Origin of the sequence: Pseudoalteromonas luteoviolacea CPMOR-1, assembly GCF_001625685.1 — a bacterium.
In the GTDB taxonomy this organism is placed as follows: domain Bacteria; phylum Pseudomonadota; class Gammaproteobacteria; order Enterobacterales; family Alteromonadaceae; genus Pseudoalteromonas; species Pseudoalteromonas luteoviolacea_K.
Genome location: NZ_AUYC01000062.1, coordinates 26,288 through 49,953, shown reverse-complemented (window position 1 = coordinate 49,953; position 23,666 = coordinate 26,288). Strand labels below are relative to the sequence as shown.

Here is a 23,666-nt window from a genome sequence, read left to right as displayed (position 1 = left end):
ACAGATCCGTTTAACAATAAAAACAATTCCCTTCTAAGGAAGTTATATCTTAAGGAAATGAAAATGAAAAAGGTTTTTGTAACTGGCATGGCGATGGCGACTTTGTCTGGCTGCGCATCGATTGACATGCAAAGCTATGTAGATCCGCAATTTAGATCCACTCAGTATTCAAGCTTAATGGTTGAAGTAGCCGTCACTGATTTAAAAGCGAAAACACTTATCGAAGAGCGCGTGTGTAAACAAATCAATCTTAAGCTAAGTTCAGTTCAGTGTATAAAAGCAATCGACACTTTTGCTCCGACACGAGAGTATGATCAGCAAACTTGGCAACAAACATTTGCAAAAACAGGGGCACAAGCTCGGTTGCAAATAGAGCTACTTTCACAGCAGCGCAAAGTATCACATCACACCACCACACATACTGAACCTTCATATTTATCTGAACAGTCTTCGTATTCAACGCCAACTACAAGTTATACATCACATAGCACAGCTGTACGTCTAGTCGATACGTTTAAAATTACCCTATTTGATAAGGGTGACCAAAGTAAAGTGATGGTTGCTACAGGTGCAATCAGTGCACAACACGGCATGCTTAATCACAACAAAACCATGGCTTCATTAATATCTAAGCGCATTACCAAAGAACTCCTCAACAAGGGGCTTGTCAAATAAGTCTCATCAGATCCAAAGTAGACGCATTAACAAGACAACAAGCTTGAGGCAAACACCTTAAGCTTTTAACAAGACACGCAGGTGAGGTGGAATGCCGTTCCGTGCTCACTGCTATCAAGCGATAAGTCAATATCCAACCTTTGGCATAACCTATGAACAATAGATAAACCCATACCAAGCCCTGAGCTGCTGTCACTTTTTACACCAGACTCAAAAATACGTGCTTGAATATCTTCAGGGATCCCTTCCCCTGTATCAATGATACTCAACGTATTGTGTGAAAAGCGCACTGTGACCAAGCCCTGGTTTACATGTGAAAATGCATTACCAATTAAGTTACTCAATATCAAGCTGAGTGGGCTCTCACCAAGTGATATCGTTGCTTCTTTTGGTATATCAATGTCAACCGTAATATCTTTATCGGCGATTTTATGTACTTGCTGTAAAACGCAGCTTTCAACAATAGGCAATAACGTGACATCTGTCTGTTGAATGGTCTCTTCTCTTGCCAGTGCCAACAATATTTCAACGCTTTGCGCCATTTGCTCTTGCGCTGCCGCAGCACGCTCTACCAATGCACGTTGCTTATCATTAAGCGCTTCTTGTTTTAGTAGTGTCAGCGCACCTTGAGTCACCGCGATTGGCGTACGTAGCTCATGTGATGCGTCTCGCGTAAAAGCCTGTTCCCTGTCTATAAATTGACGAATACGATCCAATGCCTGCTCTAGGGTGCGCGCAAAACCGCCAATCTCATCATTAACGAATTGATCAGAAAAGTTTTGCGGTAATTTTTCTACAGGTGCTTGCGCCACAATATCAACTAGCTTATCCAAAGGGGTCAGTAGTTTTTTAGCCATCGCTAATGACAGATAGGCCAATAAAATAGCCACGACCAACACAATACACAGGGCTACCAGCATAAAATTAAACATACCGAGCTTAATTTTTCGAACAACCAATTGCTCGCTCACCTCAGCCAACAACAGGCCTTGATCCAACCACATTAGGTGATAGTGCTTATCTCCCTCAGATGAAAACTCCCTAGCTCCAGGGGCTTCAACAAGTGTATTTTTAATAAACTCAGGTAATCGCTCCTTGCTTTCTAGGTATTGGATAAATTCTAACCTCGGTTGAGGTATGTTTCCCACACTCAGTTGCTTTGAAACATAAGCGGCTTCGTCTTTGAGGATGACATTGAACAAATTGTCTTCTATTGTATATGCGAATAAGAAACACACGAACCCAAATAATATGCTGATAAATAAAGAGATACCAACAAAATAAGCGATGATCCTAGTGCGTAATTGACGTGCTTTCATAAGTTAAATTGTATCCAATGCCAGACCAACACTGTGAATTGTTTTAATCACAGCGGTATCAAATGGTTTATCTATGGCTTTCCTAAGCTGATAAATATGAGAACGAAGCGCATCAGAGTCAGTTGGATCATCTCCCCAAATTTTGTCACACAGCTCACTGCGACTTAAAGGTCTAGGATGGTGTTCCATGAGTAGTTGCAAGATTTTTAGTGGAATAGGCTGCAAAGCAATCACTTGTCCAGCGCGCTTCACTTCTTGTGTTTGCGCATTCAGGCTCACATCACCAATCTGTAACGTTTTTTCGCAGTTAAGTAAGTGACGCTTAGCTAACGCCAAACACCTTACATACAGCTCTTCTAAAGCAAAGGGTTTAGTCAGATAGTCATCTGCTCCCATATTAAACCCAGCCAGCTTGTCATTCAGCGCATCACGTGCAGTCAGCATAATAATGGGAATATGTCTGTTTGCTTTGGTACGCAGAAATTCGCACACTGCCAACCCATCCATTTTCGGCAACATAATGTCTAAAATGATACAGTCATAGTAGTTGTCCATAGCAAGCTGTGCTCCTTGCTGACCATCATAAGCAAAATCTAAAATCAGCCCTAACGGCTCAAAATACTCAGCAATATTGCAACTGATCTCATGATTGTCTTCTACCACTAAAACTTTAAATTGCTCCTGAGTACTGCGCGATGAGGCGTGTCTTTCCATGCTGATACCACTCAATTATCAAAGTGTGAACAGCTTATCATGGAGACATGTGAAGTGGGTGTGAAATAACAAAGCGCTTGGTAAAAATTAGATGTGTGAACACACTATTTTACCAAGCATTATTTTGAAGGTGGCTTATTCTCAAAACAGCCCTTATTTAAGTAAGCAACACTTACTCATAACCTAAGCACGAAATATGAAAATTTTTATACCTATTTTTATAGTTAAGCAAAATTTGCTTATGCTAAATGTACCTTTGTGCTTGTTTACGTTAACTTTCCTTTTCTCATTGGGGACTGACTAAACAGTCGTGACAGCCACTGAAATAAGCTGGGACGCGGGTCAAGTTTCACGTTTAAATTAAAACTGTACCCTTTTTTGTAATGAGTTCTGATTACTTCACCTTCAAGGTTGTGCTTTGAAATACTGCGACGAAGCTCTGACACAGCCCGGTTTATCGCGTTGTTATCAACATATTCTTGTTGCCAAATTTCTCGACACAACTCATCGCGGCTAATAACGCGATCCCTGTGCTGAATAAAGTAAACTAACAAGTCGTAGATCAAGGGTTCAATTTTCACCCGTTCACCGCAGAATGTTAACGAACGTTTCCTTTTATTCAGTGCATAATGACCAAATACCGCAAAGGTAAAGTCAGTATTTTCTTTATCACTTAAATTCATGATCAACAATATACTTCCTTTATATATGACTTTAAAAGCACCTTTATTTTATCGCTCAAATAGGTATATTGGAATGAATTAAGTCATATTTTCACATGACTTTTGTTAATAGAAACATATTACCCAATTGTCCATAAAAGAAACAAAAAAGCTTCTCGATCAACCTGAATTAAACAAGTTTTATACAAAAAAAACACATACAAGAACAAAAAACACACGCTTTATTTTATAAAATTGCAGTTTATTCCAGTATTGATGACAGTCGATTATTTAGACTTTTTTTACCCATATTAAGAAAATTCATGATGTAGTATTTTTTTCGTAATTTTAGAGAAAAAGGCCAAAAATTAGGCCCTCAATTTTACTCACAGAGATGCAATAAAAGATTTTATTTTTTGATTATCAGGGAACTGTTTTGCGCTCACTTTTAACACCTCAAGTGCTTTTTCAGGCTGGTTTAATCGAACAAAAGCTTTTGCCAAAGACATGGCTATCGCAGGGTGCGAAAACTTAGGTAAAATGTACTCTAATAATCTTGCACTGGCGCTCACCTGAAACTCACTGGTCGCATTATTAATTTGAACTACAGCCACCATCGCAAGCATTTTTACGTCATAATCTTGTGGCGCTTGTTCTAACTTATCAATGGCTGCTTTGTCGTCTCGTAAAAATAACTCATACAATTTAACGGTTGCATCATCTTGATAAGATTGTGCTTCAAGTAATTCAACTCCCATAGCGTCAACCATAGCACGTGCAGTATCCACGGTCGAAAACGGGTTTTGTCCGGTGATCACGCTGCCATCTATGGTTATATGGTTCAGCATCACAGCATCTTGTTCGAATTTAGCCCCGCGTTCAGTTAACTTATCTTGCAGTAAAAATGGGAAGTCTTTCAGCCACTTTGACCCAAACGCATGCTCCTCTGCATTGGTAAAACCATTAATCCGTTTACCTTCGACCAAGTATCTACCATCGCTTAATTTAACATCGACTAATGCCGCAGGCCCATGACAGACAGCCCCGATAACCCCCTGATTTTCATATAACTTTGCTATTATCTTTTTCAGTGGCTCACTTTGATATAGGTCGAACATTGGGCCTTTACCACCCACCACAAAAACACCATCGTATTTATCAATATCTATTTCATCGAGCTTATAGGTCTGCGACAACGCAGAGACAGCAGTCTCATCATTTAAAAACCTTTTGTTATACATCGCAGCTTTATCATATTCGTCTGCAACAGGCTTACCACCATGAGGAGACGCCAAGGTGACTTCAATACCGTGGCGCTTAAATACATAATACGCCTTAGCTAATTCTCCAAACTCATAGCCCGGCTTAACCAATTTTTGCTGCGGGTTAAGTTCACCGTAACTACTAAGTACAATCAAAACATTGCTTTGCGCTTTTGCAAATGCCAACGTACTGCAAACTGATAAACCTGCACATAATGCAATTTTTTTCATAACGACTCTCCTTTTGGTTGAGAGTGTTACAATAGAGTGTGTGATGTGAAAGGACCGTGAAGTGTTAAGAATAGCGTTAGGTAAAATAAAATAATCTCGTCATTGAGCAAACGTTCTATTCCCATACTTTTGGAGTAATACATTAAAAATCGACGTACTTAATTTTGGTGTAAAAATTCTACCTTTAAAGACTGAACAGTAATTATAAATTTTTTTAAAATATCGAAATTTTAGCAATGAATGACATAGATAAAAATGTAAAAAGTGATTTCATTCCAACGTCGTTATGGCATTCATATAAAGATGTCTATTTTTACCCTTTTTCTCCTATCGCTCATTATATAAACGGAGCAATTATTAGCCTATGGAACCCACATGCTGATATTTTATCTAGAAAAGAAAATAAGCTGACTGAGCAAAAAAATATTACTTCTTTGTCCCGTCTAAATGTGCCAATACACTATTTATTTGGCGGTAATCATGACATGTCTTATCGTGAGCTCAGTATTTCAGTAGATATTTCTCTTCAGCTTGCACAAAAAATATCCATTCGATTTAATCAGCGAGCCTTTTACTTTTTAGATAACAATAGGATTACCTTATACAATAGTGACAACCTTGAGCAAAACTGTGTGCTGGATACATTATTTACTTCACGAATTAACCGCATGACTTTACCTATTAAAAATACAGCACAAATATGACCATTTTATTTTCATACGAAAAATATGACTAAATAGAAAGGAATGGTTGTTCTTAATTTTTATGACTTCCTTTCGCTTTTCAATACTACAGTAGCATCTCAACACGCAAGTTTTATTGATTTAGAATAATAAATCTTAAAGCAACAACAAAGACAAGAAAAAAATAACGCATTGATAATTTGGCCTTTTATTTAATTTCCCACAGACATACTGAGTTTTACTCCGCGCAACTCAATTCTTGACTAAAATTAAAGTTAAATAAATCGTAAAGCAGTACCTATGCAGCTCAAAACCAGACTTCCTCTCGTGTTAGCCATCACAGCACTGATGCCTATGCTGATCATGTTTTTGATAGCCATGATCCATAGTGCACAGCAAGCCAGAGAAATGAGCATCAGAGCTGCACAGTCTGAAGTTTTAAACGCAGCCGCCATTTTCAATGCGTATTTCTCCCAGCGAAAATCTGAAATAGCCACGTTAGCCCGTCAACCGACTTTGCGTTCAATGAACTTTGAGCGGATAAAACCAATACTCCAAACAGAAAAAAAGTCACACCATAATATTTATGAAAAGTTCATTTTAGGGCGAGCTGATGGCAGTTTTCACAACACAGAAGGGGGTAACCCCCATCAAGGTATGCGTCGCACTTTTGATGATTCAGATCCGCATTCAAAGCATAAAACCATCATTAAACGTGATTACTGGCAACACACTGTGAGTAACAACATCGACGACCAGCCTCGCGTTTATGTTTCTGAGCCAATGATTTCATACACCACAGGCGTAAAGCAGATTGTTGTTGCGGCTTCTATTTTAAATACCGACAATCAAGTAGCGGGGCTAATCGGTGGCAGTATTGCGTGGCGAGAAATTGATCGACTGATCACCAATGTCCATGATCATGTACTGCAGCAATTTGGTAAACAAACTAAATTTATGCTGGTCTCGAGTACTGGTGTGTACATGTATCACTGGGACAAAGAGAAAACCGTTCAACACCAATATATTGATGGTAAATATGTGCTCAATGATATTGGAGAAAAAGCCAGTATCATTACTCGTGTAACGAAAGAAAGAGATCCGACTTTACAAGCGATTGGATTAAAAATGATCGCTGGATTTGAAGGGCACGGACAATTCATGCTCGATATGTCGACCCAAGCTTTTGTCTTTTACGCTCCAATCCCTTCCGCAAATTACAGCCTAGCGGTCGTATTACCCGAGCAAGTCGTGTTTGCTTCTGTTGAAATTCTCAAAGAAAAACTGCTCATCACGCTAACTTTGGCCACATTGCTCAGTATGCTGGTTGCTTGGTGGATAGCGTATCGGCTATATAGCCCCATCTCTAAGCTGACTCGTGCAGCCAATTCATTGGCGAAGGGGCAATATGATGTCCACCTAAAAATAAAAGGAGACGATGAAATAGCTGAATTAAGTCGAACGTTCGAGTCTATGCGAGACACCATTTTTGCAAGAGAAAGTGACCTAGAAAAGCGAGTAGAAAAACGCACCCAAGCGTTGGAAAAAGCCATGCATGACGCAGAGCTTGCGGTCTCTGCCAAAAGCCGTTTTTTAGCGAACATGAGCCATGAAATTCGAACGCCAATGAACGGTATTTTAGGCACTATCCAGCTACTAGAGCAAGAAGCAAGCTTTAGTGAAGAACAAAAGCAACTATTAAAACTGGCCAATGTATCAGGCAGTAATCTATTAACGCTGATTAACGACATCTTAGATATTTCAAAATTAGAGCAAGGACAGATCAGTTTATATGCAGAACCTTTTGAACTAAAAAGTACAATCGAGCACCTAATTCAATTAACGCAAAACAGATCGCACTCCAAGCCAATTTACATGACTTATACCATCGCGCCCAATACGCCGCTTGAGATCGCCAGCGATCAACATAGGCTACAACAAGTACTGCTGAACCTGTTGAATAATGCCTACAAGTTTACAGCACAAGGTGAGATCTCTGTTTTCATTCAGCTTAACCCAAAAGATGGCCAGCAGTTACTGTTCACAATCAAAGATAGCGGCATAGGCATTAGGCCAGATCAGCAAGATAAAATCTTTGATCCTTTTTGCCAAGAAGATGACAGTACCACTAAACGATTCGGAGGAACGGGCCTTGGCCTCAGTATTTGCCAACAACTTGTCAGCCTCGCAGGTGGCATCATCTTATGCGAATCGACGCCCAATGAGGGCTCCACTTTTACGTTTACTTGGCCCTATGCGCCGTGTTGTTTAATAGATCAAACTCGATCCGCTGAGGATCAATGTGCACAATTAAGCGGGCATATCTTACTTGCAGAAGACAACGCCATAAATCGAGTGGTGATCAGTGCGATGTTAGAAAAACTGGGTCTACGTGTCGACGTCGCCAAAGATGGTGCACACGCTATAGAAAAAGTGAATCAAGATTATTTCGATCTCATTCTGATGGATGTACATATGCCAAAGATGGATGGTATTGAGGCAACTAAACAACTTCGAGCACACCCACAACACAGTCAGATGATCATTATCGCCATCACAGCGAATGTCTTTTTAGAAGATATTGCCACCTATTACAGCGCCGGCATGGATGATTTTATTGCGAAACCGGTCGAAATGACCAAGTTAGAATCCATTTTAAGTAAATGGTTAGGAATAAAAAACAGCTAGCCAAATTGTTTCTGTGTCGGGCTGTGTCCAACTGACTTTATGTTTGCAATGGGCAGGAATATTTATATGCTCTCCAGCCCCCAGCCTGATAACTCGACCATCTTCAAACGTCAGTTCACCTTCGCCTTGCATTACCATTACCCATTCATGCTGCGCTTGGTCATACCATCCAGTTTTTGGCGATGAATGCCCTTTTGAAATAATGCGTTCGATTTTCACATCACCATTACCCGCGATCACTTCAAAAAATTCGTCAGTCAGATCGCTTGGCAGTGCATTGAACACATTTTGTTTTCCATTACTCATGGGTGGCCTTTAACTCGTTAACACAATATTAAAAGTGCAGATAAAATGCTAGATAGGTAAGACTTGGTGGAGCTAGGCGGGATCGAACCGCCGACCTCTTGCATGCCATGCAAGCGCTCTCCCAGCTGAGCTATAGCCCCAAGTTAGAGACTAAGATTCTATTATATCTTATTAATTTGTAAAGCTGTTTTTGGATTTTATTTGATAACTAATGTTTTACCTTATAAAAAGAAAAGCAGCCGATTTACTCAGCTGCTTTTTCAATTTAATTGGGAACAAACACATCGTGCTAGTTTGTTAACTGTGTTAATGCGCTATTCAAAGCTTCGCTTAACTGTGCATTAGTAAGTTGTTGTGTCTCTAAATCAAAATTGTCGAAAAAGCTGGGTACTGACAAATGCGCTTTCACATCAGCTGCAAAATAAGGGGCAGAGTTTACTGCTGCATTCAGTACACTTTGTGCACCACCTGGTCCTGGAGAAGTTGCCAATAACAGCATTGGTGTATCTTGATACACTTTCATATTGATACGAGATGTCCAATCAAAGATGTTTTTATACGCTGCAGTGTAAGAGCCATTATGTTCAGCAAATGAAATGACAATTGCATCTGCTTCGCCAATTTTGTCATAAAACTTTTGCGCAAGTTCAGGGATACCGCTCTCTTTTTCACGGTCGATGCTATAAATCGGCATTTCAAAATCGTTCAAATCCAAAACTTCTACCTCAGCCTGCTCAATCTTAGATGTTGCATACTCTACAAGTGTTTTATTGATTGATTGACGGCTGCTACTTGCTGCAAATGCTAATACTTTCATAACGTTCTCCAATTTAACTGTTTTATTTTAGTCGAGGATACTTGCTCAACCTGATGACAAACAGTGTAGATTAAGTTTTAATAAACATTAATAGGGCAAATGTAAAGTTACTATTTCCATATGAATCACAATCTATTTGAAGGTATCCAAGTGTTCGTCAAAGTTGTGCAGTGCAATAGCTTCGCAGAAGCTGCGCAGCAACTTGGGCACTCCCCGTCTCATGTCAGTAAAGTCGTGAACCGCCTAGAGGCACGCCTCGGCATGCGGCTATTGAACAGAACAACTCGCACCTTGGCGTTAACACCTGACGGTGAGATTTACTTTCAGCACTGTGTACAGCTGATCTCAGATGCTGAGCAAACTCTGCAATTACTCACTCATCAAGATAACAAACCCAAAGGGGTACTTAAAATCAGTTGCCCGGTCGCATTTAGCCTCGACTATTTGAGACCTGCAGTGACAGAGTATTTGCAAAAGTACCCTAACGTCACCATCGAGTGGGATCTCAACGACCGCGCAGTTGATGTTGTAGGCGATGGATATGACTTGGCAATTCGAGCGACCACTAAGCTCGAAGAATCAACCCTTATCTGCAAGCGCATTTATCAATGTCGTACCCTCGTTGTTGCAAGCCCTGATTATATCGCACAGTATGGAAAGCCATATCACCCAAGAGAGCTCACTAAGCACCACTGTGTTTGCTATAGTAATTTAAAAACCCCAGATCGATGGGAGTTTACCGATCAAGTTGGTAAATCTTTTACTGTTGATGTTCGGAAACGTGTCAATTGCAATCATGGAAAGATGCAAGCGGCCATGGCCATTGATGGTGTTGGCATCACTCGGTTACCAGAGTTTTATCTTGTAGATGCCATCAAAAACGGACAGCTAGAGGTGCTTTTTGAGTCATACTTACAAAAACCCGTCGACGTGTATGTTGTTTACCCAAGCAGAAAGCATTTGTCACCTAAAGTCAGATACTTTATCGACTTACTCTCTGAGCAACTTGCGATGTAACAGCCTTGGTCATTTTGAGCTGGTGCCATAGCGATGATAAATGGCCTCAATCTCTTGATTGTCTATCATTGTTTTCAATGCGTTATTTAATTCACGCTGTAATTGCATTAAGTGTGGTTGTAATCGCATATGTACTGGTAAACGGCTGATCTCGTATACCACCTTAAAATTGGCATAATCAGGATAACGATGTTGATAATAAGCGGCTGTAACGTCTCCCAACATAATAAAATCAACACGCTGATGAGCAAGTTGAGCAAGCAACTCCTTTTCAGAGACATTGTCATAGACCATGATTTTCATGAGCCCAAAGTGAGATTCAAACTCCCCGTAACGATACCCTCGTACTCTGCCAAAAACAGAGCCATAAAAGGTTTTAGGGTTGTCTGTGACATTTTCATCTTCTCGCCCTAAAACCACTTCGCGCGAATAGGCATAGGGCAGAGAATAAATACCTGGGTTGCTGCTTTGCGTCCGCCAACTGGGGTTAACGCCGGGTTCAATATCAATTTTACCCATATCAAATAACTTTTGCCCTCTGGCAACCGACCAAGGCACTAGCTCAAATGTATGGCCCGTCAATGTGCCCAACCGATTAAACAAGTGACTAAATATACCCGCTTGTTCATTGCCAGATATATAGTTGTAAGGTGGATTTGCACCATGGTAAACCAACACGGTGTAATGCTCACAAGCCACCTCAGATGAATATAGAAAAATGATAAAGCCAAGCCAAACGCGCATAATGGCCTCTTATTAACACACCCTTTATCAACTTAGCATAATTTTCACAGACATTATGAGTAAGTGCACTATTTAAGCAAAAAACAGACTATTTATTACCCATTTAAAAACAAGGCTAATGTAAACACTAAACAAAAAGAAACAATAGTTCCTTTACATAAACAGTTTGGCTATTTAATGCTCAAAAGTTTCAGTAATTAAATTTTTTCTTCATTTTTTTGACTTTAATCATAAATATTATATTCATTAATTCGTTTAATAATAGTGTGCGAACGCAAGGCAATTGCTTTGCAGTTTTATGTTGTGAAGGAAACAGCACGACAAAAACATCCTCGTACATAAAACTTTTTACCAGCCAATATGGCTTTTTATTCTCAAGAAAAGGAAACAAATTATGAAAACTGGCGTATTATTCTCACTAATTGCCATTGCTGCCGCTGCAAATGTTTCAGCTGAAGAGCTACCTACTGAAGCGGGTTATGCGAATGTTCAAGAAGTGCTGGAATATGGTCGTAAGTATCAAACCATCAGAACACAGCTTAAAGAAGCAGGCTATCGCTTCCACGACTGTCATACTCAAGTTATCAATTACTTCGTGACACCGATGCAGGCAGAATACCTTTATGCTAAAACTGAGTGCACTTACTCGACGCCAAGTGGTGGCAACTACTCGCTTCAAACAGACTATGCAAAGGTCACGATTGATGTGAATTTCAATCAAGAACATGGCCTGTATAGAGAAGGAGACGTAACGGTCAACTATATGACTGTTTACTAGTTATACCGCTTACAGAGCAACTAATTATACCGGTTAAAATTAGTGACTCAGTAGACAATGGATGGGGCACCTTTTTAGAGGTGTTCCCATTAGAAAGTATCACCTCAGCCTACATTATGACCTATTTACTCCCAAAACCAACCCTGCTATAAATATTTAAATAATTTATGGGTAATGTTGAGTATTCCCTTATAAGCCATCTTTTTTACCTATATTATTTACACCTATTTAATAAAGATTTTGATTGATTATCAATAGACTACAACTTAATGTTTTTACCTATAATGGTTCCAAGGTTGTCTGCCGTATGACATACCTAACAAGTCACATAAATCAGAATATTAACGGGGTTAAAATGGGTAACGATGACTCAAGTCATTTAACGATCTTAATTGCGGATGATCACCACCTAGTGAGTCAAGGATTACGTTCCTTAATCATGCAGTCACACACACAATACCAAGTTGATGATGTCTCCACTGGAGAACAGGCTTGGCAATACATTGCTCAACACGAACCCGACCTCGCAATTTTAGATATTGCTATGGGTAGCCTATGTGGGTTAACAGTATGCGAGAGGGTCAAACAAAAAAAGCTAAAAACACGCATCATTTTTCTTAGCATGCATGATGATGTAAAAATCATACGCCGTGCTCTTGAAATAGGTGCAGACGGATATTTATCTAAAAACGAGGCATTCGCCACTCTAAATCAAGCAATCAAAGTCGTGAGCAGTGGTAAGTCTTTTATCAGCCCAGATATTAAAGCTGAACTAGCACAACACCAATCAAGCGATACACACAAAACTTTAACAAACAGAGAAAAACAAATCGTCAGCTATATCAGTCAAGGTAAATCAAATCGGCAAACTGCTGATATTTTGTGTATTTCTGTCAAAACAGTTGATAACCACCGCACAAAGGTAATGAAAAAGCTTGGCGTTAAAAAGGCGGCTGAGCTTGTAAAATATGCACTTGAAGAGAGACTAATTGTATAAATAAATTGAGCACTCACCTTAGAACATTATTTTATTTGACTTAATTATCGTCATTTAACCGTCAGCTATATTTACGTTTTAAACAACTCGTTTTTAGCCCATTAAGTGGAGTTATAATAACACGAGGTAGTTATGGTCATTTGACTAAAAATGAATTCACTGTGGGAGGTTGCAAGCACATTAAACAACATGCGATGACTTGCGCCTTCTACACTCTATTTCGCCCCCAACAATTTAATTTTTCATTCATATTTATTACGTTCTTTGATAAAACTCACACGCCAAAGCCCCCATAAAATAAACTCTAATAAACTTGTTAAAAAACAAATTTATGGCTCTGGAATTCAGAATTTGAAAGACCTTTACTAAAAGTGCTTTATGGAAGAGGTTGCTTATGCATAGCTCACCATCCCCCTAACTTTTTGAACCCATATAGGGTAAATACCCTATTTCATTTTAAGCGTTCATAACGTAATTTACCCATTTTATTGCAGTAGATAACGGCTTATCTCAATAACCAATACTTCTCAAAGGGAAATTTTATGTTTGAACAAAAAACAAATGTCTCATCAAAGCTCAAAGCGACAGGCAAGTTTACACGAAATTTATTATTAGTTAGCATGCTGGGTTTACCACTCTTTACTCAAGCACAAGCTCCAACTCATACCAGTGAAATATCAGCCGTCAATTCAAACCCAGGCGCGCAACGCCTCAATGACGTACATGTATTGGCTAACGGTAATTATGTTGTAACTTGGCTTGGGTCTAGTCCAATGGTCAATAAAAAAGCGCAAACATTCGATTCAAACGGAAATAAGCTCGGTCCTGAAATTAGCCTAAACACTGGTGGGCAAATAATTCCTCTAGAAGACGACAGTTTTTTAACCATTGCCTTTGAAAATCGCTATTCTTTTAATCAATCTAACGTAAGTATCCAAAAATACTCCAGCGGTGGAATGGCTGATAGTAGCAGTTATAAGCTGCCTTTAAGCACAACGGTAGCTTCAGCCGATGACACTTTCAAAGAGTTTAAAGTGACAAAACTGTCCAATAATAAGCTGGCCATCGCTTTTGGTACTGAAAATATCTATACAAAAATCATTAATATCGGTAGCACTATCACTGCCCAAGACGCAGTTAAAACCAGTGCTGTAGCGTCTGGTTACAAACCTGATATCAATGTAACGCCGCTGGAAAATGGCGACTTTATCGTAACTTGGGTAGGTAGATTATCAGCACAAAATGATAAACCTATATACTTCCAACGGTATAACAACCAGGGCCAAGCCATTGGTGAAAATAAGGTACTAAACTCGTTACATAAAGATATTTATGTCCCAGATATTGGCATTGATGCTACTAAAAATGGCGGTTTTATAATGACCTGGCCGTCTACAGTAGACAATAGTAACTACAACTTACTAGGACAAACGTTTTCAGCAGACGGTCAATCTCAGAGTGTACCATTTCAAATAAATACAGATCCAATGCGCGTTAGAGATGCTCAATCAGATGTCTCTGTAACAGCCAACGGTGATTTTTTAGTGACTTGGAGCCAAACTAGCTCACAAAACTATGATACAAATATTTATTTGCAAGCAATAAATGCGGATGGAACAAAAAGTGGCGACAAAGTATTGGTAGACACAAATACCACTCTTAATGAACCTCTTCCAATGATTGGTGACCTGCAAGCAGGTAACTTCGTTCTGGTTTGGGTAGCCAATATATACAGCGCTGCCGACATACCTGAAGTGCTTTCACAACACTTCACTCTAAGTTCACCACAACTTCCAAACGAACTAACCGCCACTGTACCCAGCGGCCCTATTTATGTAGGTGATACTATTGAATTGCCTTTATCCGCAACAGGTACAAACATTTATGGCATTGATTCTGTGTTAACTGTCAATAATAGTAATATTGCACAGATCACAGGGGGAAGTTATGGAGAATTTTTACCTACTGGTCAACGCCTTACGATTCCAGTCAATCATACAGATTCTAGCTGGGAGAGTGCGCTTTCTCTTAAAGCACCTTATGAAGCCAAAACAGGGCAAGGGCAATACGCAACTGTGACTTTAGTCGCTAACAACCCTGGCTCAACCAGCGTAAGCTTGTCATCTCAGTTTACAAATGAGAATGGGCAGTACATTTACCAGGGACAATACAATTATACTCTCACCGTTTTAGAGTCTGTATTCCTAACTGGCGATGTTTCTTCACTTCAATCTAACGGCGACTATAGCCAAATCACAATTACAATTAACGGCGAACCGGTGCAAATTAATGCGGATGGCACTTTTAAGATCCGCGCCGACATAGGTAATGCAACGGTTGTCATATCAGCCCCTGGGTTTATTAGCGGTGAAAAACAACTGACTTTGTCTCCGAACCAAGCTGATTTAGACTTTGGTCCGATTCAACTAACTGCTGGTGACAGCAATGGGAATGAAAAAATAGACATAGGTGATTTAACTCAACTATTGGCGTCATACCGTTCAACCAGCGCAGAACCAAACTATACACCAACTGCTGACTTTAATCGTGACAATAAAATAGACTTACAAGATCTAACTTTGTTAGGCAAAAACTTTGGCAAACAAGGACCACAACCTTTTTAACCAGCTATTAGCGAACAGGCCATAAACCTTTTGGCCTGTTTCGCCAAGAATTAAGAGAAGAATATGCAATTTCTATTTATCACTTTACTACTCATATGCTGCACAGTTGCAAATGCAAGCGATGGTAGCGTATCTTTGAGTAGTCCAAGTCAAAAAATTAAATCGGGTAGCCAATTTTATGTAGATGTTCTAGTTGAAAATGCGCCAAAAATTTATGGAGCACATCTTGTTTTAAATTACGATGCCACACAGCTAACGCTGATTGACCAAGATCAACAAACACCTGCAATACAAATTGAACATGGCGACTTTTTTGACACTAGCAAATTATTTGTCTTGACCAATTCGGCCAATACTAAATTGGGTAAGTTAGACTACATAATCAGCCAAATGGCTCCAGCAGACAGTGTGTCTGGCTCAGGCCGAATTGCTCGCGTATTTTTTGAAGCCAAAGAGAATGCGACCAAAACCAATATTACTATCGAGAAATCCGACTTTGGTACAAAAGATGGACAAAGCCTGACATTTAGTACCGACTCTGCCCTTAAGATCGAGTTCGATACAACCTATCAAGTTGCTCCAGCACCTCCAACATTCGCATACAGCACGGTACTCTTAGCGGCTATTGTCAGCACACTAATGTTAGTTTTTATCGTTGTCGTTCTGAAACGTAAACGCGTCGTTAAAGCCTAGGGCACCCAGTGTTGCCCTTTTCTCTAAACGCTATATTGATCAATGAGATGAGCATTTTATCACCTTCCAAAGGCTACACCTTGCGCGAATTGAGCATAGCAATCAGCCAAACAATATCATCTAGTTTATATGCTTCTCTTAGATGCACTGGCGGCTTTCCCGAACAAGCCTGTATGACTAGATTTAAATAACTAACAAAAAAGTAAATAAAACCGCGGACCAAAGACCAACAGTATCCTAACGAAAAGCTTATTTATCATTAAAAACGATTCTGTTTACACCCTCACCAAGTTAGAGCACGCACTTTTGACCATTTGCGTCAACGCGCCCATATTTAATACGCAACCCCCCCGATGTCATTCTTATAAACAAGGTCATCTAGCTTACCCACATTATCATCATTTGCGTGTCTTTAAACCGAAATATAATACCGTTTTACGACCGACTAAAAACATTCACTTTGTTGCAGTTAAATGTATTGCTGCCAAGGTAAAGCTATCAACTTAAAAAACGTAACTTTACTGACAAAGCAGATTGGTAAATTCGGTGAGCAAGTCATTGAACCATCACCAGCCATAACGAGATAGGTTGATATTGAGTCGAGATACCGCCTTGAGAAATAGGCTGTATCTCGACTTATGCTTCGCATTAATTGTGCAAAAAATAAGGAGAAAAAATAAAAATTCAAGGAAAATAAAATGCAAAACACATACTGTATTTACAATTGTATTTCCCCACTCAAACATATACCCATTTCAGGTAATTACCTATTTTAATTAAACACGCCTTCCCTTAGTTTATCGGGGCTTTTATAAAACAGGCATCTGAGTGAATTCATTTGCCTCATTTCGCCCAGAAGGAAATTCTCATGCCCATTCAAAAAATACACAACGTATCGAAGCTAAAAACCATACGTAAGTTTAGTCGAAACCTACTCCTCACCAGTATGTTTAGTTTGCCGATGGTTGGTCAAACAGCCACCCCAGTAAGCCTTGGTGGTGTACTTACTGTTAATACAGAAATTTACGGTGAACAACAATCCACTAAAATAGAATCATTATCCAACGGAAATAACTTAATATATTGGTATTCCTCATATGATTCTGAAGCGAAAAAACCAGGACTTTTTGCTCAACTTTTCTCACCAGATGGATTAAAGATTGGAACAGAAATCTCATTGAATGCAGAAGATGGACAGGTTGTCGCGCTAGAAGATGGTGGCTTTTTACTCGTTCGTCTTACCAGAATCGAAAACCATTACCATGGAGCGGCAACCACTTTTGCAATTCAACGATTTAACGACGCAGGGGGGCTCATTGGAACTGAATCCAAGTTCAATTTTTCTGAAGGAAATTCCATACCAATAAACCATATAAACTCTTTCGATTTAGAGCGACTATCAAACAATAAAGTACTCATCAGCATTGACGCCGATCAAGTTTATCAAAAAGCCATAAATATCGGGGATGTACTAACAGCCGAAGAACCAATTCTGGTGGGTGGAGATCAGCACCATTATACCGATTATAAATCCAAGGTTATCACTTTACCAAATGGTGATTACGTTATTGCATGGGTTAAGCAAGATAATCATAGTAACGGATATAGTACATTTGCGCAGATTTACGATGTAAACAGCACGCCAAAAGGCGATATATTGACGATTGGCTCTCCCGCATCCGCCGGTCCGTATAACCTAAGTATCGCAGCATTGAAAGGTGGTGGCTTTGTTTTGACAAAACCAAATGATGAAGGCAACACAGTTGCCCACCTGTATACAAATGAAGGGGCAAGCAGAGGATCAGAAATTATAATACCTGACGCGAGTCCTGTTCATTCTATATTTAATTCAAAAGTAGCAGCTTTCCAAGATGGTAGGTTCATCGTACTTTGGACATTCGGTATTAATCACGAACCAGAAAAACTTTACGGACAGGTATACAACCCTAATGGCACCAAAAGTGGAGAAACATTTTTAATTAGTCACGAACAATGGTTCCCTGAAATAAGCCAGATAAATCATAATCATTTTATCGTCGCTGCTGATAGTATGAACTCTAATGGTTTCATGCATGACAACGATGTGGTTGCACAGTTATACAAACTAGATGCTCAGCCAGCCAATAAACTGATTGCAACCACACCTACACGCTCAATCTTTGTTGGAAATACCTTTGAGATCCCACTTTCAATCGAAGGGAGCAACATCTACGGTGTTGATACCGTGCTTAGCATGAATGGCACTCAAGTTGCGCAATTTAGTGACGGGCTTTATGGAGAGTTTTTACCTTCCTATGAGCGCCTGACAATTCCAGTTAATGTGACTGGCGAGCGATGGGAAAGTGCACTGTCATTAAAATCTCCCTACAAAGAAAAAACAGGTAAAGGGCATTATGGTACTGCCTCATTAATTGCCACTAATCCGGGAACTGTGACGGTCACGGTGCAATCACAATTCACTGATGAAAATGGTCAATATATTTATCAAAGCCAAGATAATTATACTGTGACCGTATTAGAATCCGTCCTAATTAGTGGCAGTGTGGCGTCGTTGGCACCAGACGGTGATTTCTCCAACTTTACCATTACAATCAATGGTGAGATTGTTAAAATCAATCCAGATGGCAGCTTCAGCATTCAAGCGGGCATTGGTGAGGCAACACTGACGTTCTCTGCGCCAGGTTATCTCAGTAAAGAGCAAAACATCACATTGTCCCCTAATCAAGCTAACGTTGATTTAGGCGAAATTGACCTAGTTGCTGGAGATAGCAACGGTAACGATAAGATTGATATCGGTGATTTAACAAAGCTGCTCGGCGCTTACCGTACCACCAGCACAGATCCTAACTACTCAATCGGGGTCGATTTTAACCGAGACAATAAAGTTGATTTACAAGACTTGACATTGCTCGGCAAAAACTTTGGCAAACAGGCTCAGTAGCCTTTAGGCCAATATTAGTTTAAGGCCATACTCTGTATGGCCTATATGCAAGGACTAGGAACTACATGCAATACCTAATTACCGCCATATTTTGTTTTTTAAGTACCGCCGCTCTAGCCGGTGAAGGCCGGGTGACTTTAGAAACCCCGAGTCAGCAAGTAAAAACAGGCAGCCAATTTTATATCGATATTAACGTGCACGATGTGCCAGAAATTTATGGTGTCCACCTTGTCTTGAAGTATGACCCCGCCCAACTTAAAGTACTGGACCAAGATAAAAAAATGCCAGAAATTCAACTCGAGCATGGCAACTTTTTGGATGAAGACAGATTATTTGTATTAAAAAATGCTGTCAGTGTGCAAGGTAATACAATCGACTATATCGTTAGCCAGATGGCCCCCGCGAACAGTGTTTCAGGCTCCGGCCGCGTTGCAAGGGTGTTTTTTGAAGCGCATAGCAATGCCACCAAAAGCGATGTCACAATCGAGAAAGCCGACTTTGGCACAAGAGATGGTCAAAGCCTGACATTCACGACGGACTCAACGCTCAGCTTTGCATTTGACTCAGCGTATGACATCGTCAAACCGCCCCCCGCCAACCATAACAACGTAATGTTATTGGCAGGTATTCTCATCATAATGCTCTTGATTTCCCTCACGGCTCTATTGAGACGCAAACGCGACGAACTTACGTCAGCAGAAAAAGCGTAAGGGCATCAAAAGATGCCCTCTTATCTCTGCAAAACCCAATGAGTCGTTTACTGGCGGTACACGTGAATATAGCCATCAAGATCGGGGATCAAGACTTTACCTGCACTGACAGCAGGAGAGGCGTAAACCCCACCATGCACAAAACCTGATATCATACTCGGCTGGTAATCCCAGGCGGTTTCTCCGCTCTCTTTATCAACGGCCATAAATCCGCGCTGAGTCATGAACCACCCCGGCTCATCGTGACCTGTTGACCCAATGTACACACGGTTTTCATCAACCACAGGTTGGCCCCAGCTCCAACCAGGCGTGGCCACTTGCCAAACAATGTCCCCTGTTTGAGTTTTCATTTTAAACAGCAACTTAGCATCTGAACTGCCGATATAAAAATATCCATCATCGCTATCCGCGACAGCACTGGACTCTACCCAAGAACCACCGGGTAGCGCTTTTTGCCAAATAATTTGCCCGTTATACGGCGCTAACCCATATAGATATGTATCACGAGAGCCCACGACCAAAATATCATCGACTATCACAGGACTAGATGGGATCGCGCCTTGTGTTTGATACTGCCATATCAGCTTTCCTGAGTGCTTATCGAGGGCATACACGTGACCATCCCAACTCGCCACAAACACCTTACCTTGATATAGAGTTGCGGTTGCTCGGATCATACCTTGGGTCTTAAAACGCCAGCGCATCTCGCCGCTACGTTTTGAAAATGCATAAAAATAACCGTCCGCGCTGCCGACATAAACAAATCGACTGTCTGCGATTGGGCTAGATTTAGTGTAATCAAACTCCCATGGCGCATGATTGGCTGGCAAAATACGCTGATGTCCACCATCGTTTAAGCTGGCTTTCCATAGCAATTTCCCGCTCCAACGATTTAATGCATATAGAAACCCGTCATCACTAGTAATAAAGATCCGATGGTTATCAATAAAGGGTTTTGAACGCACTTTTGCGCCCGTAAGATAAGTCCAGCGGACTTTGACTTGGTCGACATCAAACGCATACAAATTGCCATTATCACTGCCAAAATAAGCAATGTGATTTTTAGCAGAAATGCTACCCCAATTTTCGCTTCCAGTTTGAAAGCTATATAAATATTGCCCGCTTTTTGCGAACACAGGTGTTGAACTTAATGTCATGAACAGCGCCCAAACAAGCGCTGCAATTTTTCGTTGTAAAGCCATAGTGTGCTCCTTTATTTAGCTCGGGAGCAACACTATTGGTTACGCTCTAAATAGTCCTGAATTTAAACTAAAACATTCTTAATTTATATTAAATATTTGATATTTCTACTTTTAAAATGTGATTTTGCACCAGCTGAATAAACCCTTTTTCTTGCTTGAGCGATAAAAAATGTGGGTCAGCAGCTATCCACATAAAAGCGTATTGGCCCGCCAACCGTGATTGCTCTAAATAATGCAGCGCTAATTGTGTATCGCCAATGGCTGCGGCATAACGCGCCTGTGACATAGGCGCGCTGTAATGGCCGACATCCGCTTTGCGCGTATCGTGATAGAGTAGCCAACGATATACTCCTTTCATGCCATTTGCAGCAAAGTGCTTTTCAATCATGTTGATGTCTGAATCTGAATACCCCTCATACTTCATAACCCAGATCAACTCTTCTAAAGCCAAATCAAAATGACCTAGCTGCTCATAAATCGCTCTTAAACACACATGGTAAAACTTATTGCTTTGTGAATAAGGCCTTAGTCTATCAAGCGCCTCAAAAGCCTTATCAAATTGCTGACTCATCATATATACCCAAGCGACACTTTCACTCGAGTAACCATCTGGCTCCATCGATTGATAGGTCTGTATATGATACATCGCTTCATCTGTTCGGCCGACAGCCAATAAATACTGACCATACATATGATGCGCTTCGCTTTGTGGTAAGGCATTTAAAAAATACGCTTCAGCCTCGTGTATGTTCATTTCTCCCATAAAGATGAGCTTGGCATACAACAAGTTTGCGCCTTTATGCTCTGGGTGACTGGATAACACGCGTTCTAAAATGGTTTTTATATGCTGTTTATCATGCTGATAACTCGTGCTCATAGGTTGCAACTGAGAAAAGTGCGCTTTAGCAAGCCAGTAAATAGGGTCTGCCAGATCTGGCTGCTCAACCGAAATCGACTTGAGTAAGCTGATGGCTTTGTCTAATTGCTCTGGATGATTGTTAACAATAAAGCGCGCATGATTGAAAGGCTCCGTTAAATGGTCAGGGATAACCTGCTTCACAGGCGATCTGGGCATCTGCCAAAAGACCACAAAAGAAACAGCAACCAGACACAGCGCGGCTTTTAATAGGAAACTATCTAACGATGAGGGCAGTGCATCGCACATTGGCGGGCCAACCCAACGATATCCAACGCCAGAAATCGTCTTTATATACTTAGGAGACTTTGCATCATCACCTAATAATCTTCGCAATCCATTGATTGCCACATATATTGCATCTTCACTAACAACCCGTTGCCCCCATACTTCGGATAAAATTTGAGATTTGCTGACATCTTGATGCTTAAACTTTAATAATAAAACTAACAGCGCATATTGTTTAGGATCCAACTCCACTACTTTCGTGCCATTTTGTAAGCTCAACTGCCGATGATTTATAACCCATTGTCCTTTATTGGCGGTCTTCAGCATAATTCCTACCTGAGAATAAAAATCTATCGTTATTTAATTTGAATAAATACTTGGGTGAAATATCGCCACTAGCATAATGGACTTGAAGGGTGTTGTTAAGGTTTTGTTTACAAAAATTACAAACGTAATAAAATTGCAATATAAAGGGCTGAGAATTTCTCGCCCTTTACATAAATAAGATTAATAAAAGCTAGTACTCAATTCACCCTGTTGAGTATCTTGAGTGATCCGCCACTCATCAAAAAGCATCGTAGTACCGCCAGAGTTTGTGCATCGAATAGCGTAAGTCAATGATGAGCTATACGCATCATAAAGCGCTTTACCTGAATGCGTAAACACATCACTGTGTATATTGCTCACACTCGTTTGACCATGAAATAGGCCGGGTACGTCACCATTACCAAATTTGACCACACGGCATTCACCATCAGGCGCAAATGTATTCACACTCAACTGCGTATCCATAGTGACTGATTGATAATAACCAGGGTATCGCCCCCCTTCTTTCCAATTATCAAACAGCAACGTTCTATCTAAATTAATGGACGGCGCTGCAGGTACCTTGTGGTGTACAAGATAACTACGATTGTCATCGTGGCACGTCAGCTTAATCACTTTAGCGGATGTCTCATTGCCTTGATCAACTGCACCATAAATCACCTTATTATCAGCGACCGTTAACTGAGTTAAAAATGCACCACTTATTTCGTCAAACAATGCAGCCTCGCTGCATGTTGCTTGGTTTGATGTATCAAAAAATGCCGTGAAATAGTGTGACGAGGTGCTTTGCATCAAAATACTGTGTACCGGACCATACTGATATTGAGTTAATTTCCCTGCATTGCTATCGGCATCATAAATTGTCTCAAGTGCATGCGCATTAAAAGTTGCTAAAACACCTACTGCTAGGGCATGGATTATTTTCATTTTAGTCTCCTTTGAAAACAGTCGCCTAATAAGTCTATTATTTTTACTAATTATTTTAGGTACACACATGCTCATAGTTACCCATAAAAACGACTTATGAGCCGTCATGTTTGTTCTGATCATCCTGATTCTTTCAGCCCAACATGAATACCAATATGGGAACATGGCTTTTTGTGTGTCACTTTATAATGACGACAAAAAACAA

At 40.3% G+C, this 23,666-nt stretch carries 20 protein-coding genes and 1 tRNA gene; 10 read left to right on the top strand and 11 right to left on the bottom strand.

Going from position 1 to position 23,666, the window contains the following annotated elements; all coding sequences use genetic code 11:
• Window positions 1-63 precede the first annotated feature (63 nt).
• Window positions 64-675: a hypothetical protein gene (locus N473_RS21135; protein WP_063369658.1), complete on the top strand. Its 612-nt coding sequence runs from the start codon at window positions 64-66 to the stop codon at window positions 673-675.
• Window positions 676-740: 65 nt separating this feature from the next.
• Here the strand turns inward: N473_RS21135 and N473_RS21130 are convergent, their stop codons facing one another.
• From N473_RS21130 to N473_RS21115, 4 genes are all read right to left on the bottom strand, one after another.
• Window positions 741-1,994: a sensor histidine kinase gene (locus N473_RS21130; protein WP_063369657.1), complete on the bottom strand. Its 1,254-nt coding sequence runs from the start codon at window positions 1,992-1,994 to the stop codon at window positions 741-743.
• A 3-nt stretch (window positions 1,995-1,997) separates the two neighbouring features.
• Window positions 1,998-2,708, bottom strand: coding sequence for a response regulator transcription factor (locus N473_RS21125; RefSeq protein ID WP_063369656.1), 711 nt, complete (start codon window positions 2,706-2,708; stop codon window positions 1,998-2,000).
• Window positions 2,709-2,974: 266 nt separating this feature from the next.
• Window positions 2,975-3,391 carry a winged helix-turn-helix domain-containing protein gene (locus tag N473_RS21120; RefSeq protein ID WP_039610601.1) on the bottom strand — a complete coding sequence of 139 codons (417 nt, stop codon included), beginning with the start codon at window positions 3,389-3,391 and terminating at the stop codon, window positions 2,975-2,977.
• A gap of 365 nt (window positions 3,392-3,756) precedes the next feature.
• On the bottom strand, window positions 3,757-4,863 hold the full coding sequence (locus tag N473_RS21115) for a type 1 glutamine amidotransferase domain-containing protein (protein WP_063369655.1): 1,107 nt from the start codon (window positions 4,861-4,863) through the stop codon (window positions 3,757-3,759).
• A 236-nt stretch (window positions 4,864-5,099) separates the two neighbouring features.
• Here N473_RS21115 and N473_RS21110 point away from each other — a divergent pair, with 236 nt between their 5' ends.
• Window positions 5,100-5,567 (top strand): DUF3293 domain-containing protein, encoded by a 468-nt coding sequence (locus N473_RS21110; RefSeq protein WP_063369654.1) that lies wholly within the window; start codon window positions 5,100-5,102, stop codon window positions 5,565-5,567.
• Window positions 5,568-5,846: 279 nt separating this feature from the next.
• Window positions 5,847-8,234, top strand: a complete 2,388-nt coding sequence (locus N473_RS21105; RefSeq protein ID WP_063369653.1) for a hybrid sensor histidine kinase/response regulator — start codon at window positions 5,847-5,849, stop codon at window positions 8,232-8,234.
• Here the strand turns inward: N473_RS21105 and N473_RS21100 are convergent.
• From N473_RS21100 to N473_RS21090, 3 genes are all read right to left on the bottom strand, one after another.
• A complete protein-coding gene (locus N473_RS21100; protein ID WP_063369652.1) occupies window positions 8,214-8,540 on the bottom strand; it encodes a cupin domain-containing protein in 327 nt (108 codons plus the stop codon). The genes N473_RS21105 and N473_RS21100 overlap by 21 nt on opposite strands.
• Before the next feature lie 64 nt (window positions 8,541-8,604).
• Window positions 8,605-8,680: transfer RNA gene (locus N473_RS21095), tRNA-Ala, on the bottom strand.
• 149 nt (window positions 8,681-8,829) lie between these two features.
• Window positions 8,830-9,357, bottom strand: coding sequence for an NADPH-dependent FMN reductase (locus tag N473_RS21090; protein ID WP_063369651.1), 528 nt, complete (start codon window positions 9,355-9,357; stop codon window positions 8,830-8,832).
• A gap of 120 nt (window positions 9,358-9,477) precedes the next feature.
• Between N473_RS21090 and N473_RS21085 the strand changes: the two genes are divergently transcribed.
• Window positions 9,478-10,374, top strand: coding sequence for a LysR family transcriptional regulator (locus N473_RS21085; protein ID WP_063369650.1), 897 nt, complete (start codon window positions 9,478-9,480; stop codon window positions 10,372-10,374).
• 9 nt (window positions 10,375-10,383) lie between these two features.
• Here the strand turns inward: N473_RS21085 and N473_RS21080 are convergent, their stop codons facing one another.
• On the bottom strand, window positions 10,384-11,118 hold the full coding sequence (locus N473_RS21080; protein ID WP_063369649.1) for a substrate-binding periplasmic protein: 735 nt from the start codon (window positions 11,116-11,118) through the stop codon (window positions 10,384-10,386).
• 394 nt (window positions 11,119-11,512) lie between these two features.
• Here N473_RS21080 and N473_RS21070 point away from each other — a divergent pair, with 394 nt between their 5' ends.
• From N473_RS21070 to N473_RS21045, 6 genes are all read left to right on the top strand, one after another.
• Entirely contained in the window at window positions 11,513-11,896 is a 384-nt protein-coding gene (locus N473_RS21070) for a hypothetical protein (protein ID WP_063369647.1), read from the top strand.
• A gap of 355 nt (window positions 11,897-12,251) precedes the next feature.
• Entirely contained in the window at window positions 12,252-12,893 is a 642-nt protein-coding gene (locus tag N473_RS21065) for a response regulator (RefSeq protein ID WP_063369646.1), read from the top strand.
• Window positions 12,894-13,435: 542 nt separating this feature from the next.
• A complete protein-coding gene (locus N473_RS21060; protein WP_063369645.1) occupies window positions 13,436-15,517 on the top strand; it encodes a dockerin type I domain-containing protein in 2,082 nt (693 codons plus the stop codon).
• A gap of 63 nt (window positions 15,518-15,580) precedes the next feature.
• Window positions 15,581-16,210, top strand: a complete 630-nt coding sequence (locus N473_RS21055; protein ID WP_063369644.1) for a cohesin domain-containing protein — start codon at window positions 15,581-15,583, stop codon at window positions 16,208-16,210.
• A gap of 868 nt (window positions 16,211-17,078) precedes the next feature.
• Window positions 17,079-19,151, top strand: coding sequence for a hypothetical protein (locus N473_RS21050; protein ID WP_063369643.1), 2,073 nt, complete (start codon window positions 17,079-17,081; stop codon window positions 19,149-19,151).
• A gap of 65 nt (window positions 19,152-19,216) precedes the next feature.
• Window positions 19,217-19,861 carry a cohesin domain-containing protein gene (locus N473_RS21045; RefSeq protein WP_063369642.1) on the top strand — a complete coding sequence of 215 codons (645 nt, stop codon included), beginning with the start codon at window positions 19,217-19,219 and terminating at the stop codon, window positions 19,859-19,861.
• 47 nt (window positions 19,862-19,908) lie between these two features.
• On the opposite strand, the gene N473_RS21040 is transcribed toward N473_RS21045, so the two are convergent.
• The 3 genes from N473_RS21040 to N473_RS21030 form a co-directional block, all read right to left on the bottom strand.
• Complete coding sequence (locus N473_RS21040) at window positions 19,909-21,063, bottom strand: PQQ-binding-like beta-propeller repeat protein (protein ID WP_081221329.1); 1,155 nt, start codon at window positions 21,061-21,063, stop codon at window positions 19,909-19,911.
• A gap of 88 nt (window positions 21,064-21,151) precedes the next feature.
• Window positions 21,152-22,534, bottom strand: coding sequence for a winged helix-turn-helix domain-containing protein (locus N473_RS21035; RefSeq protein ID WP_063369641.1), 1,383 nt, complete (start codon window positions 22,532-22,534; stop codon window positions 21,152-21,154).
• A gap of 180 nt (window positions 22,535-22,714) precedes the next feature.
• Window positions 22,715-23,461, bottom strand: coding sequence for a hypothetical protein (locus tag N473_RS21030; protein ID WP_063369640.1), 747 nt, complete (start codon window positions 23,459-23,461; stop codon window positions 22,715-22,717).
• Window positions 23,462-23,666 lie beyond the last annotated feature (205 nt).